Source organism: Mycolicibacterium sediminis (assembly GCF_010731735.1).
Taxonomy (GTDB): Bacteria; Actinomycetota; Actinomycetes; order Mycobacteriales; family Mycobacteriaceae; genus Mycobacterium; species Mycobacterium sediminis.
Map to the genome: position 1 here is coordinate 4,878,823 of NZ_AP022588.1, position 14,565 is coordinate 4,893,387.

Below are 14,565 nucleotides of genomic sequence, written 5' to 3' on the forward strand. Positions count from 1 at the left end.
AGCGGATCGCTGACATACTCTTGGCATTAGCGTTTGGACATGTCCGGATGTCTATTCGTCGATATCCGCCCAAGCCATCTCGGGCAAACGAGGTGCTGCGGCCTCGGTGCGCCTCTGCGTCGATTCGAGGTCCCGACGGTCACGGACAAAATCAGGGTCTGCCACCTCCGTTTCAACCTGCCGCATCATGTCGATTGTCTCGGCTAGCAGTTCCCCCCGTCCATGTCCCTGGGCCATGGCGATTCCGACATCAGCCAGCACGCGATAGTTGTATCGATCGTGGGGGGCGTGCGCTACACATTCCCGAGCAACACGTCCAGCTTCTAGGAGCATCGCGAATCGATCCCCGTCCAGAAGTCCCGAGGTTGTCTCGGCGCGACCAATTAGCAGCGTCGCTTGGTAGCGCTTGATGATCGAATCTTTTCCTATCTCGCGTCGCGCTACGCGGATCGCTTGATCGGCCTGGTCGTATCTCCCATCTTCCAAAAGCAAGCGGATAAGGCGCCGCCGGGGGGTTCGTTCGGCTGGAACTACGTCGATCAAGCGTCGGAGAAGCGCTTCACGCTGGCCTCGATCGGTGAGACGCTGTATCCCCATTTCGTGTGCAGCCATGCCGCGCGCTGTCTCGAGCTCAATATATTCCGTAGGGTTCAAACCATCGATTAAACGCTCTATCAATCGATAGAGCTCTCCTTCATCAGCAAATTTATATTTAGCAATCGTCTCAGCAATCACATCATGTCTGGTTTTCAACCCATACAATCCCATGCGCGGTTTGATATCTTCCTCAGAGACGACGTCTTCCATCCGACCTAATAGATTGAAAAATCCGCCCGCTTCGACCTGCAGTAGGCGCAGAACCAACTGGCGATGGACCTTCCCACCCATTGCCTGAATGGCTGCTACATAGCGATAAATTTCTTGGGCATCGTCATCAAGTTCCGCAAATTCCCGAAGGACGATCGTGTCTAGCTGCTCGGTGTGAAAGATATTTTTCAGGCACACATACATCTCGGAACTGCAACGCTCGCGCAAGCGTCGCACCTTGTCCTTGAACCCCAGGCGAAGAAAGTCCTCTTCGACTAGATTGCGAATCTCGACTTTTTGATCAACGAGATTGATCAATGACGTCAAATCGCCGTCCGCCAGCAGGGAGAGACGCTCAAAAGTGCCACGACTGAAAAAGAATGGTGATTTAGGTCGACTTTTCCATTGCGATGAATTAACAGTCACTACGATTCGAAGAAACGGACGAGCAATCTTGCCGAGCCCGTCGACCAGTCGGTTTACCGTGCTTAGATGCCTCGCGCAGTCATCAATAAGCAGCATCCCTTGCCTGTTGTCGCGTCGTAGGATTGCTTCCATTCCAAGCCAGCCCTGGACGTCTAGCGGGTATTCGTTCTTATGCTCCCATGTGACGAACCGCTCTGTATGGCGGCGATAAATGAGTCGTCGCGCTAGAGTGGTCTTGCCGACACCCGCAGCGCCGCCTAAAACCAAGAAGTACCCGCGCCGCCCATTTTGCGCTTCGAATAGTACGTTTTCGCGATGACGCTGAATTGTCAAGTTGTGATGAATGTCGGCATACGTCGCCGGGCTGCCGTTGAATAAGCGCGTAATGTTAGGCGCAAGTCCACTCGCGTGGCTGACAACTGTGGTACTGGTAGCAAGGTTTGGCGGGAGCGTCTCGGGCGATTCCGAGGTATGCGCCACTGCTCTGCTGTCCGCGACCAACTGCCGAGAACTGAGTTGGAAAAGAAACTCTTCCAGAGTTCCCGCCGCAACCTGTATGCCGCGCTGCTCTAGCAGTTTCGCGCGGTCCGCGTCATATTGATAGACCAAAAGAAAGATGCGACCCGGCACACCCTCCAGACGGAGCGCTCCCACCCGCTTAGCGAGATCACGGAGATGAGCGTCCGCCAGAGACTGGCCGATGATGAGGGTGGTCCCACCCATCATTTGCAATTGCAGACTCGAAAATAGAGCTTGTCGATATTTCTCAACTTCTTCATAGTCAAACTCAGTCAGAACCATTCGGGCGTGATCACCAAGGGCCACATCCTTACTGACGCATCCGTGGATCTTGTAAAGAGGTACGACGTCGTCGGACTGCGATCCCGATGAAAACTCGTAATTTGTCCGGATCACGTTCAAATCGACACTTGCCAGTTTGTAAGCTTTCTCCACAAGGCGGTCAAAATTCGTAGAGTAGATGGCCTTCCATTTGAAAGCAGGCAATGCCAACATGCCGCCAGTAGGTTCTAGGTCGGAAAGTCGTTGTCGCACAGCCAAGACGAGATCTTTGCGCCCGACGCGGTTCTCGAAGATCCCGGCGATTTCAGCCAGATCATCACCATCGGGTGGGGGCGACAGTTGTTCAGCTAGATGCCTTGCAAGTGCTGCACCTGTGGGCGCTCCCGATGGTATGGCCGCACCTGCACCGAGCAGCAGCGCTGTGTCTGCTGGCTCGATAGTCCTGGCTAGCTCTGACAGCTCCAAGTTCCCCCCTACGCCGTGTCCTCTGCGATTCCCGTACAACGGTTTAGCACGCCAGGTCGATCGAAGTCGCAGACACGTCCGACTTGCTACCAACGCATTCTGCGCGCGGTCTTGGAGGTGCCTAGGGAGGGTCCCCCCTGGGGGTAATTTTCCGCGGGTAAAACCCGAATTCTATTGTATTGACAACAGATTTCGTGGTCTCAACCACGTTAGTTACGCGAGGTTCTGACTCTACCTCGGGTATGAGATGCGTGCGTGAAACGAAGCAAAGATCGCAGCGTGGGGACAGGGGCGCGTTCCGCTGGCCCGAGGCTCCAGACCAGCCGAACGGGTGGAAAGTTTCATTCGGTCAAGACAAGATCCCTTGATCTGAGAGGTTGTCATGCCGTTTGGTCATCGCCTTTCCGTGTTCACTGTCAACCTGCAGCTACAGGCTCCGGTCTACTTTTGCGACCCGCACTCGAAGTGGCAACGCGGCAGCAACGAGACCACCAAGCGGCTCCTATGATTCTGGTTCGGGAAGGGCACAGACCTAAGCGTGCATCTCAAGGCCGACCTCAAACGCATCCAAGACACCCTCAACACCCGAAGTATCTGGACACTCGAAAACTACCTCCGACCTGGTGGGCGCGGAGGGTTTCGAACCCCCGACCGCTGGTGTGTAAAACCAGAGCTCTACCCCTGAGCTACGCGCCCGTGCTCGGGGCAACTTACACGCCGTCGACGCCCGAGCGGAAATCCGATCAGGCGCTGCGCAGTGCCGCCAGCGCGTCCGTCCAGGCGGTCTGGTCGCGCCGTTCCCCGGGCTGCTTCATCTCCGCGAACGCGATGGTCCCCGCCATGTCGACGGCGAAGGTGCCGCGGTTGGGTAGGCCGCTGTCGGCGTTGAGCACCCCGTAGTCGGCGGCGACGGCGCCGTGCGGCCAGAAGTCGGAGAGCACGGGGAAGTCGAAGCGGTTCTGCTCGGCCCACACCCGGTGGACCGGGGGCGGACAGATCGAGACGGTGAGCGTGACCGTGTCGTCGGTCCGGTAACGCGCCGCGTTGTCGCGAATCTCCGCCAGTTCGCCCTCGCAGACCGCGGTGAACGCGAGCGGGAAGAACACCAGGAGAACGTTCGCCGATCCGCGGAACGCGCTCAGCGAGACGGGTTGGCCGGCCTGATCCCTGAGGGTGAAGTCCGGTGCCCGGGAGCCTGCGTCAAGCAGCGACCGTCACCTCCTGGGCGCGGCCTTCGACTTCGGCTGCACCAGCCGACTGGCGATCCAGTCGCCCAGGTTCGCCGACGACGTCACGACCAGCCCCGCGGTCGGCGCAGCCTCCGCGATCTCGGCGGGCGCCACGTGACCGGGTTTGCCGGTCTTGGGTGTCACCACCCAGACGATGCCTTCGTCCGCCAGTGGCGTGATGGCGTCCATCAGCCGGTCGACCAGGTCGCCGTCGTCGTCGCGCCACCACAGCAGCACGATGTCGACCACCTCGTCGGCGTCCTCGTCGAGGAGTTCGCCGCCGGCGACCTCCTCGATGTCGGCCCGGATGTCGTCGTCAGTGTCTTCGTCCCATCCAAGCTCCTGGATGGCATGGTCCTTTTCGATGCCCAACCTTCGGGCGTAGTTCGGCGAATCCGCCGCAACCACCGTCGTCCTCCTTCAGCCAGCGGGTTCGCCCCGGGTTTCGTCGGCCTATCGTCGCACGCTACTGCCGAAGGCACGCGCCTGGCGCGCAAGTTGGTCAATATGCGGCGTCGCAGAGGTTCAGCGCGACACCCTGCGAATCGTTCACGCGGTCGATCGCCGAGTTGAACTCCGACGTCTGTGCATCGGCCGCGATCGCCGACGCCAGCGCCCTCGCCGCGTCCACCCAGGCGGTGAGCGCATCCCGCAGGTCCGGCGCCAACGGATCGGAGATGCTGCCTGCCACGACGTCGGCGGTCCGATTGAGCGCATCGACCGCGGGGCCGGCCTTCGCCACCAGGTCCATGGAGTTCTCGTTGACCGCGTCGACGTACCCGTTCACCGCGGCGATGGCGTCGACGCTGCTCGAACTCAGCGCCTCGCACGAGGTGTGCACCGCCTCCTTGGCCACCGACTCCTGGCGCTCCGACTCCCGGGCCGCCGAACTCGACACCGACGCCTCGATCGACGACGACGTGGAGGCGCGGTACAGCGGGACGTCGGCCGAGTCGAGGCTCGCCGAACCGGAGGTGATGCTCTGGCAACCCACCACGATCATCGCCACGGCTGCGGCCACGCCGGTCGCGAGGCTCGTGGCGCGCAGGCTCCGAGCCGCCAGCCGTGGACCGGTCACGGTCAGCAGACGTTACTCCGGTGGGGGCATTCGTCGCCGGTCATCGCACTACGTCGCCCCGGAAGCCGACCCAGCTGCCCGTGTTCAGGCAGGATGGAGGACGATGGACATGCAGTTCACCAGGGCCACGAGCCCGAACACCCGCCTACCAAGGAGCGGAAGTTGACCACCGAGTTCGCGCGCCAAGACCTGGCTCAAAACTCAAGCAACACAAAAGAACCCGATCGTGTTCGCGTCATCCGCGAAGGCGTCGCATCGTATCTGCCCGACATCGACTCGGACGAGACGGCCGAATGGCTCGAATCGTTCGACGCGCTGCTCGACCGGTCCGGTCCGGCCCGCGCCCGGTACCTGATGTTGCGCCTGCTGGAGCGTGCCGGCGAACAGCGCGTCGCCATCCCGGCGCTCACGTCGACCGACTACGTGAACACGATCCCCACCGAGATGGAGCCCTGGTTCCCCGGTGACGAAGACGTGGAGCGGCGCTACCGAGCGTGGATCCGGTGGAACGCCGCCATCATGGTGCACCGGGCCCAGCGGCCGGGAGTCGGTGTGGGCGGCCACATCTCGACCTACGCCTCGTCGGCCGCGCTCTACGAGGTCGGGTTCAACCACTTCTTCCGCGGCAAGGCGCACCCCGGCGGCGGCGACCAGATCTTCATCCAGGGGCACGCCTCCCCCGGCATCTATGCGCGCGCCTTCCTCGAGGGACGGCTAACCGCCGACCAACTGGATGGTTTCCGCCAGGAGCACAGCCATCCGGGCGGCGGGCTGCCGTCCTACCCGCACCCGCGGTTGATGCCGGACTTCTGGGAGTTCCCGACGGTGTCGATGGGGCTGGGCCCCATGAACGCCATCTACCAGGCCCGGTTCAACCACTACATGGCCGACCGCGGCATCAAGGACACCACCGATCAGCACGTGTGGGCGTTCCTCGGCGACGGCGAGATGGACGAACCCGAGTCGCGCGGCCTCATCCAGGTCGCGGCGAACGAGGGTCTCGACAACCTGACGTTCGTCGTGAACTGCAACCTGCAGCGCCTCGACGGTCCGGTTCGCGGCAACGGCAAGATCATCCAGGAACTGGAGTCGTTCTTCCGCGGCGCGGGCTGGAACGTGATCAAGGTCGTCTGGGGCCGCGAATGGGACGCCCTGCTGCACGCCGACCGGGACGGCGCCCTGGTCAACCTGATGAACACCACGCCCGACGGTGACTACCAGACCTACAAGGCCAACGACGGCAGCTACGTCCGCGACCACTTCTTCGGCCGCGACCCGCGCACCAAGGCCCTCGTCGAGCCGATGACCGACGCCGAGATCTGGAACCTCAAGCGCGGCGGGCACGACTACCGCAAGGTCTACGCCGCCTACCGGGCCGCCATGGAGCACAAGGGCCAGCCGACGGTCATCCTGGCCAAGACCATCAAGGGCTACACCCTCGGCAAGCACTTCGAGGGCCGCAACGCGACCCACCAGATGAAGAAGCTGGCGCTGCAGGACCTCAAGGACTTCCGCGACGCCCAGCGCATCCCGATCGACGACGCGCAGCTCGAGGAGAACCCGTACCTGCCGCCGTACTTCCATCCCGGGCCGAACGCCCCCGAGATCCGCTACCTGCTCGACCGGCGCCGCACGCTCGGCGGGTTCCTGCCCGAGCGTCGCACCAAGATGAAGAAGCTCGTGCTTCCCCCTCGCGACACCTACAAGGCGCTCAAGAAGGGGTCGGGCAACCAGGAGGTCGCCACCACCATGGCGACGGTCCGCACGTTCAAGGAACTGTTGCGGGACAAGAACATCGGCAAGCGCATCGTGCCGATCATCCCCGACGAGGCACGCACCTTCGGGATGGACTCGTGGTTCCCGAGCCTGAAGATCTACAACCGCAACGGCCAGCTGTACACGGCCGTGGACGCCGAACTCATGTTGGCGTACAAGGAGAGTGAGATCGGCCAGATCCTGCACGAGGGCATCAACGAGGCCGGTTCGACGGCGTCGTTCACCTCGGTGGGCACGTCCTACGCGACGCACGACGAGCCGATGATCCCGGTCTACATCTTCTACTCGATGTTCGGGTTCCAGCGGACCGGCGATGGGCTGTGGGCCGCCGCGGATCAGATGGCGAAGGGCTTCGTGCTCGGTGCCACCGCGGGTCGCACCACGCTCACCGGTGAGGGTCTGCAGCACGCGGACGGTCACTCGCTGCTGCTCGCGTCGACCAACCCCGCCGTGGTGACGTACGACCCGGCGTTCGCCTACGAGATCGCCTACATCGTCGAGGAGGGTCTGCGGCGCATGTTCGGCGACGAGCCGGAGAACGTCTTCTACTACATGACCATCTACAACGAGCCCTACGTGCAGCCCGCCGAGCCGGAGAACTTCGATCACGAGGGCGTGCTGCGGGGCATCTACCGCTACCGGGCCGCGAAGGACGAGCGCAGCAACGTCGCGCAGATCCTGACCTCCGGCGTCGCGATGCCGGAGGCCCTGCGTGCCGCCGACCTGCTCGCCAAGGAGTGGGACGTGGCGGCCGACGTGTGGTCGGTGACGAGCTGGGGCGAGTTGAACCGCGACGGCGTGGCGCTCGACCGGGAGGCCCTGCGCCATCCGGGCAAGGAGGCCGGGCAGGCGTACGTCACCAAGGTGCTCGCCGACACGGCCGGCCCCGTGGTGGCCGTCTCGGACTGGATGCGCGCGGTCCCCGAGCAGATCCGGCCGTGGGTGCCCAACACCTACGTCACGCTCGGTACCGACGGCTTCGGCTTCTCCGACACCCGGCCCGCGGCGCGACGCTACTTCAACACCGACGCCGAGTCGGTCGTGGTGGCGGTGCTGGCGGCGCTGGCGCGCGACGGCGAGATCGATCCGTCGGTGGCGGTGGCCGCGGCCAAGCAATACCAGATCGACGACGTCATGGCGGCAGGCGTGTCGTTCAAGGACACCGGGAGCGCCTGAGCCACGCGTTTGTGGACTTCTGCCAGAAGAACGGCGTAGCTTTTAGGAGTGACTGACAACTCGTCCGGACGGACGCCGCTCGAAATGGTGGCGTCCGTCCCAGAGTCGCTGCAGCGACGCGTGAAGCAGCACTCCGGGCGCCTGGCCACCGAGGCCGTGCACGTGATGGGTGAGCGGCTGCCCTTCTTCGCCGAACTCGAGGCGTCGCAGCGGGCCAGCGTCCAGCTCGTCGTCCAGACCGCGCTGGTCAACTTCGCCGAGTGGATGCGTGACCCCGGTGGCGACGTCGGCTACACCGCGGAGGCGTTCGCGCTGGTGCCGCAAGAACTCACCCGCCGCATCGCACTGCGGCAGACCGTCGACATGGTGCGCGTGACCATGGAGTACTTCGAGGAGGCCGTGCCGCTGCTGGCGCGCAACCAGGAGCAGATGACGGCACTGACCGTCGGGATCCTGCGCTACAGCCGCAACCTGGCCTTCGCGGCGGCGTCCGGCTACGCCGACGCGGCGGAGGCGCGCGGCGCGTGGGACACCCGGATGGAGGCCAACGTCGTCGACGCCGTCGTCCGCGGCGACATCGGGCCCGAACTGCAGTCGCAGGCCGCGGCGCTCAACTGGGACGCCACGGCGCCGGCGACCGTGGTCGTCGGCCTGCCCAATCCCGCGCGCCTCGAGTTCACCAGCGAGGACGTGCACGCGGTCGTCAGCAGGCACGATCGGGTGGCGCTGACCGACGTGCACGGGACCTGGCTGGTGGCCATCGTGTCGGGCCAGCTCACCCCGACCGACAAGTTCCTCGCCGACCTCATGGAGGCGTTCGCCGACGGACCCGTGGTGGTGGGCCCCGTCGCGACGTCGCTGTCCGGCGCGCACTACAGCGCCGGCGAGGCGATCGCGGGGATGAACGCCGTCGCCGGGTGGAGCGGTGCTCCGCGCCCGGTCCCGGCCCGCGAACTGCTGCCCGAGCGGGCGCTCGCCGGCGACCGCTCGGCGATCGCCGTCCTGCAGACGGAGGTGATGCGGCCGCTCGCCGACGCCGGTCCCGCGCTCGCCGAGACGCTCGACGCCTACCTCGACTCGGGGGGTGCGATCGAGGCATGCGCCCGCAAACTGTTCGTTCATCCAAACACCGTCCGCTACCGCCTCAAGCGGGTCGCCGACTTCACGGGACGTGATCCGACCGTCCCCAGGGACGCCTACATCCTGCGGGTCGCCACCACCCTCGGGCGGCTGGGACGGCAGACGACGCATTCCAGCACGACAAACGCCGATGTGATCCAGCTGACAGCCCGTCCGGGCCCTTCGGTGGCTTCGCTTTGAGGATAAAACGTCGCATTCCGATCACGGCGCGGTCCCGTCACGTGCCGTTTTGTTGACTACCTACAAAAACATAAGACCAGGTTCATAATCTCTTACACCGCGTAAACCCAACTTCACAGTGTTCTCTTAATCCGTGCCACAAAACGCCGTGCTTGCGCTGCTCGCTCCGGGACAGGGTTCCCAGACCCCGGGCATGCTCGTGCCCTGGCTGGAACTGCCCGGCGCCGCGGACCGCCTCGCGACGTGGTCGGAGATCAGCGGCCTGGACCTCACCGCACTGGGCACCACCGCTACCGCCGAGGAGATCACCGACACCGCGGTCACCCAGCCCCTCGTCGTCGCGGCCACGCTGCTCGCCTACGAGGAGCTGACCCGGCGCGGACTGCTCGGCCTCGGCGGGCAGGAGCCTGGCGACCCGGGGTCCAATCGAGCCCAGACCGTCGTCGCCGGCCACTCGGTCGGCGAGATCGCCGCCTACGCCATCGCCGGCGTTATCTCCGCCGACGACGCGGTGAAGCTGGCCGCGACCCGGGGCGCCGAGATGGCGAAGGCCTGCGCCGCGGAGCCCACCGGCATGGCCGCCGTCCTCGGGGGCGACGAGACCGAGGTCCTCGCCCGACTCGAGGCGCTCGACCTGGTCCCCGCCAACCGCAACGCGGCCGGACAGATCGTCGCCGCGGGCGCACAGTCGGCGCTCGACAAGCTCGCCGAGGATCCGCCGGAGAAGGCGCGCGTCCGCAAGCTGGCCACCGCAGGGGCGTTCCACACGCACTTCATGGCCTCCGCCCTGCCCGGCTACTCCGCCGCGGCCGAGAGCGTCGCCACCGCCGAGCCCACTACCGTGCTGCTGTCGAACGCCGACGGCCAGCCGGTCGCCTCGGCCACCGACGCCATGGCCAAGCTGGTGTCGCAGCTGACCAAGCCGGTCCGCTGGGACCTGTGCACCGCGACGCTGCGTGAGCGGGACGTCGCAGCGATCGTCGAGTTCCCGCCCGCCGGGACGCTCGCCGGGATCGCGAAACGAGAACTTCGGGGCGTTCCGACGCACGCCGTCAAGAGCCCCGCAGATCTGGACGGGCTCGCCGAGTACTAGTCCAGTAGCACCCGCACCACCGACCGTTCCCACCTGGCATGCCGAATCCGGCGTGCCGATCACCGAATAGAAGGAGCCATCGTGGCTACGCAGGAAGAAATCATCGCCGGCATCGCCGAGATCATCGAAGAGGTCACCGGTATCGAGCCTTCCGAGGTCACCCCGGAGAAGTCGTTCGTCGACGACCTGGACATCGACTCGCTGTCGATGGTGGAGATCGCCGTGCAGACCGAGGACAAGTACGGCGTGAAGATCCCCGACGAGGACCTCGCGGGCCTGCGCACCGTCGGTGACGTCGTCGCCTACATCCAGAAGCTCGAGGAAGAGAACCCCGAGGCTGCCGCCGCACTCCGCGACAAGTTCACCTCGTGACCCGCCCTTCCACTGCTAACGGCAACTTCCCCAACGTCGTGGTGACTGCGGTCACCGCGACCACGTCGCTGGCGGCGGACATCGACAGCACGTGGAAGGGTTTGTTGGCCGGCGAGAGCGGTATCCGCGAACTCGACGACCCGTTCGTCGACAAGTGGGACCTCGCAGTCAAGATCGGCGGGCACCTCAAGGAGCCCCTCGATCCGCTGATGACCCGGCTGGAGCTGCGACGGATGTCCTACGTCCAGCGGATGTCGAAGTACGTCGGCAACCAGCTGTGGGAATCCGCCGGGAAGCCGGAGGTCGATCCCGATCGTTTCTCGGTCGTGATCGGCACCGGCCTCGGCGGCGGCGAGAAGATCGTCGAGATGTACGACGCGATGAACGAGGGCGGGCCCCGCAAGGTGTCCCCGCTCGCCGTTCAGATGGTCATGCCCAACGGTGCGGCTGCCGTCGTCGGCCTCGAACTCGGCGCCCGCGCCGGGGTCATCACGCCGGTGTCGGCCTGTTCGTCGGGCTCGGAGGCCATCGCCCACGCGTGGCGCCAGATCGTCATGGGTGACGCCGACTTCGCCGTCTGCGGTGGCGTGGAAGGCATGATCGAGGCGTTGCCCATCGCGGCGTTCTCGATGATGCGGGCCATGTCGACCCGCAACGACGACCCCGAGGCAGCGTCGCGTCCGTTCGACAAGAACCGGGACGGCTTCGTGTTCGGCGAGGCCGGCGCGCTGATGATCATCGAGACCGAGGAGCACGCCAAGGCCCGTGGCGCCAAGCCACTGGCCCGACTGATGGGCGCAGGCATCTCGTCGGACGCCTACCACATGGTGGCGCCGGCACCCGACGGTCTGCGTGCCGGGCACGCGATGAAGCGGGCAATCGAGACGGCGGGGCTGACCCCGTCTGACATTCATCACGTCAACGCACACGCGACCGCGACGCCGATCGGCGACGTGGCCGAGGCCAATGCGATCCGGAACGCCGGAGTGCAGAACGCCGCGGTGTACGCGCCCAAGTCGGCGCTCGGCCACTCCATCGGAGCGGTCGGCGCGCTGGAGTCCATCCTGACGGTGCTCGCACTGCGGGACGGCGTCATCCCGCCGACACTGAACTACGAGACACCCGACCCCGAGATCGATCTCGATGTCGTCGCGGGTGAGCCTCGATATGGCGACTACCAGTACGCCATCAACAACTCGTTCGGTTTCGGTGGACACAATGTCGCTCTGGCATTCGGCCGCTACTGACCGATAGCCAGTCCGAGAGGGAGTGTTCCAGCAGTAATGACGCAGATGTCCTCGGGCAACGGTTTGCCCAACGTGGTCGTCACCGGTTTTGCCATGACGACCGCGTTGGGGGCCGACGCCGACAGCACGTGGAGACGCCTGCTCGAGGGTAAGAGTGGCATCCGCACGCTGGACGACTACTTCATCGATCTGTACGACCTGCCGGTCCGCATCGGCGGCCACCTCCTGGAGGACTTCAACGGCGATCTGACGCCCGAGGAGCAGGGACGACTGTCCTACCTGCAGAAGATGGCCACCGTGCTGGGCCGCCGCGCCTGGGAGAACGCCGACTCACCCGGCGTCGATCCTCGCCGCCTGATGGTGTCGATCGGCACCGGTATGGGCTCCAGTGAGGAACTCCTCTATGCCTACGACGGCATGCGGGAGAAGGGCGTCGAGGGCGTCTCGCCGCTCGCCGTGCAGACGTACATGCCCAATTCGCCCGCCGCCGCGGTCGGCCTGGAGCGCAACGCCAGGGCCGGCATCGTCTCCCCCGTCTCGGCCTGCGCGTCGGGCTCGGAGGGCATCGCCAACGCCTGGCGCAGCATCGCACTCGGCGAGGCCGACGTCGCGATCTGCGGTGGCGTCGAGACCCGTATCGAAGCGGTCCCGATCGCCGCGTTCGCCCAGATGCGCATCGTGCTGTCGACGACCAACGACGACCCGCCGGGAGCGTGCCGTCCGTTCGACAAGGACCGCAACGGCTTCGTGTTCGGCGAAGGTGGCGCGCTCATGGTCATCGAGACCGAGGAGCACGCCAAGGCCCGCGGTGCGACGATCCTCGCCCGGCTCATGGGCGCAGCCGTCACCTCCGACGGCTACCACATCGTCGCTCCAGACCCGACCGGCGATCAGGCCGGACGGGCGATCACCCGGGCCATCCAGCTCGCCGGACTCACCCCCGGCGACATCGACCACGTGAACGCGCACGCGACCGGCACCTCGGTCGGCGACGTGGCGGAGGGCAAGGCGATCAACAATGCCCTCGGCTCGAACCGGCCCGCGGTGTATGCACCCAAGTCGGCGCTGGGCCACTCGGTAGGCGCTGTCGGCGCCGTCGAGGCGGTCCTCACCGTGATGGCACTTCGGGACGGCGTGGTCCCCCCGACCTTGAACCTGCGCAACCTCGACCCGGAGATCGACCTCGACGTCGTCTCCGGCGAGCCGCGACGGGGCGACTTCAAGTACGCGATCAAGAACTCATTCGGATTCGGCGGGCACAACGTCGCTCTCGCCTTCGGCAAGTACTGATCCGACGCACGGCACGACACGATACGAACCGAAGAGCTACGAAATCAGGAGACTTGAGATGACGACCATGGCCCCCGAAGTAGTCGATGAGTCAGTAGATCCGCGCGACCCGCTGCTGCGCCTCGCCACCTTCTTCGACGACGGCACCGTCGAACTGCTGCACGAGCGCGACAAGTCCGGCGTCCTCGCCGCCGCGGGCACCGTCAACGGCGTCCGCACGGTCGCGTTCTGCACCGACGGCACCGTCATGGGTGGCGCGATGGGCGTCGACGGCTGCAAGCACATCGTGGACGCGTACGACACCGCGATCGAGGACCAGAGCCCGATCATCGGCATCTGGCACTCCGGCGGCGCTCGGCTGGCCGAGGGCGTCAAGGCGCTGCACGCCGTCGGCCTGGTCTTCGAGGCGATGATCCGCGCCTCGGGCTTCATCCCCCAGATCTCCATCGTGGTCGGCTTCGCCGCCGGCGGCGCCGCGTACGGCCCCGCGCTCACCGACGTCGTCATCATGGCGCCCGAGGGCCGCGTCTTCGTGACCGGACCCGACGTGGTCCGCAGCGTCACCGGCGAGGACGTCGACATGGCCTCGCTCGGCGGGCCCGACACCCATCACAAGAAGTCCGGCGTGTGCCACATCGTGGCCGACGGCGAGGTCGACGCCTACGAGCGTGGCCGCCGCCTGGTCGGGCTGTTCAGCCAGCAGGGCCACTTCGACCGCGCGAAGGCCGAGGCCGGCGACACCGATCTCGCTGCGCTGCTTCCCGATTCGCCGCGGCGAGCCTACGACGTGCACCCGCTGATCGGTGCGCTGCTCGACGACGACGCCCCGTTCGAGGAGTTCCAGGCCAAGTGGGCACCGTCCATGGTGGTCGGCCTCGGCAGGCTTGCGGGCCGCTCGGTCGGCGTGCTGGCCAACAACCCGCTGCGACTCGGCGGCTGCCTCAACTCCGAGAGTGCCGAGAAGGCAGCACGTTTCGTGCGCCTGTGCGACGCGTTCGGCATCCCGATCGTCGTCGTGGTGGACGTGCCCGGCTACCTGCCCGGCGTCGACCAGGAGTGGGGCGGCGTGGTCCGCCGCGGCGCCAAGCTGCTGCACGCGTTCGGCGAGGCGACGGTCCCCCGCGTCACGCTGGTGACCCGCAAGATCTACGGCGGCGCCTACATCGCGATGAACTCCCGCTCGCTCGGAGCGACGAAGGTGTTCGCGTGGCCCGACGCCGAGGTCGCCGTGATGGGCGCCAAGGCCGCGGTCGGCATCCTGCACAAGCGCAAGCTCGCCGCCGCCGCTCCCGAGGACCGCGAGGCCCTGCACGAGGAGCTGGCCGCCGAGCACGAGCGGATCGCGGGCGGCGTGGACAGCGCCATCGAGATCGGTGTCGTCGACGCGAAGATCGACCCCGCGCACACCCGTAGCGTCGTGACCCAGGCGCTGGCCGAGGCGCCGGCGCGCCGCGGCCGCCACAAGAACATCCCGCTGTAACCCCG

Annotated in this window: 11 protein-coding genes, 1 tRNA gene and 1 pseudogene; 8 read left to right on the plus strand and 5 right to left on the minus strand. The window is 65.7% G+C overall.

What is annotated here, in order from left to right:
- Positions 1–51: 51 nt before the first annotated feature.
- Positions 52–2,499 (minus strand): SIR2 family protein, encoded by a 2,448-nt coding sequence (locus G6N64_RS23350; protein ID WP_163800229.1) that lies wholly within the window; start codon positions 2,497–2,499, stop codon positions 52–54.
- A 433-nt stretch (positions 2,500–2,932) separates the two neighbouring features.
- On the opposite strand from G6N64_RS23350, the pseudogene G6N64_RS30720 reads away from it, so the two are divergent.
- A pseudogene (locus tag G6N64_RS30720) lies at positions 2,933–3,103 on the plus strand (IS30 family transposase); the annotation flags it as partial.
- Between the two features lie 17 nt (positions 3,104–3,120).
- Here the strand turns inward: G6N64_RS30720 and G6N64_RS23355 are convergent.
- The 4 genes from G6N64_RS23355 to G6N64_RS23370 form a co-directional block, all read right to left on the minus strand.
- Positions 3,121–3,195 (minus strand) — tRNA-Val (locus tag G6N64_RS23355).
- Positions 3,196–3,242: 47 nt separating this feature from the next.
- The gene (locus tag G6N64_RS23360) at positions 3,243–3,707 is read right to left on the minus strand and encodes a peroxiredoxin (protein ID WP_163802058.1); all 465 of its coding nucleotides are present in this window, start codon (positions 3,705–3,707) and stop codon (positions 3,243–3,245) included.
- A 6-nt stretch (positions 3,708–3,713) separates the two neighbouring features.
- Positions 3,714–4,136, minus strand: a complete 423-nt coding sequence (locus G6N64_RS23365) for a DUF3052 domain-containing protein (RefSeq protein WP_163800231.1) — start codon at positions 4,134–4,136, stop codon at positions 3,714–3,716.
- A 94-nt stretch (positions 4,137–4,230) separates the two neighbouring features.
- Positions 4,231–4,731 (minus strand): Rv2240c family protein, encoded by a 501-nt coding sequence (locus G6N64_RS23370; protein WP_163802059.1) that lies wholly within the window; start codon positions 4,729–4,731, stop codon positions 4,231–4,233.
- Between the two features lie 237 nt (positions 4,732–4,968).
- Here G6N64_RS23370 and aceE point away from each other — a divergent pair, with 237 nt between their 5' ends.
- The 7 genes from aceE (at position 4,969) to G6N64_RS23405 (ending at position 14,560) form a co-directional block, all read left to right on the plus strand.
- On the plus strand, positions 4,969–7,758 hold the full coding sequence (gene aceE / locus G6N64_RS23375; RefSeq protein WP_163800232.1) for a pyruvate dehydrogenase (acetyl-transferring), homodimeric type: 2,790 nt from the start codon (positions 4,969–4,971) through the stop codon (positions 7,756–7,758).
- 84 nt (positions 7,759–7,842) lie between these two features.
- Positions 7,843–9,078: a PucR family transcriptional regulator gene (locus G6N64_RS23380; RefSeq protein ID WP_163802060.1), complete on the plus strand. Its 1,236-nt coding sequence runs from the start codon at positions 7,843–7,845 to the stop codon at positions 9,076–9,078.
- Positions 9,079–9,226: 148 nt separating this feature from the next.
- On the plus strand, positions 9,227–10,171 hold the full coding sequence (locus G6N64_RS23385; protein ID WP_174266991.1) for an ACP S-malonyltransferase: 945 nt from the start codon (positions 9,227–9,229) through the stop codon (positions 10,169–10,171).
- A gap of 78 nt (positions 10,172–10,249) precedes the next feature.
- Positions 10,250–10,543 carry a meromycolate extension acyl carrier protein AcpM gene (gene acpM, locus G6N64_RS23390; RefSeq protein ID WP_163802061.1) on the plus strand — a complete coding sequence of 98 codons (294 nt, stop codon included), beginning with the start codon at positions 10,250–10,252 and terminating at the stop codon, positions 10,541–10,543.
- Positions 10,540–11,790, plus strand: a complete 1,251-nt coding sequence (kasA, locus tag G6N64_RS23395; RefSeq protein ID WP_163800234.1) for a 3-oxoacyl-ACP synthase KasA — start codon at positions 10,540–10,542, stop codon at positions 11,788–11,790. The genes acpM and kasA overlap by 4 nt, the downstream gene beginning before the upstream one ends.
- A gap of 36 nt (positions 11,791–11,826) precedes the next feature.
- The gene (locus G6N64_RS23400; protein WP_163800235.1) at positions 11,827–13,080 is read left to right on the plus strand and encodes a KasA/KasB family beta-ketoacyl-ACP synthase; all 1,254 of its coding nucleotides are present in this window, start codon (positions 11,827–11,829) and stop codon (positions 13,078–13,080) included.
- Between the two features lie 58 nt (positions 13,081–13,138).
- A complete protein-coding gene (locus tag G6N64_RS23405) occupies positions 13,139–14,560 on the plus strand; it encodes an acyl-CoA carboxylase subunit beta (RefSeq protein ID WP_163800236.1) in 1,422 nt (473 codons plus the stop codon).
- Positions 14,561–14,565 lie beyond the last annotated feature (5 nt).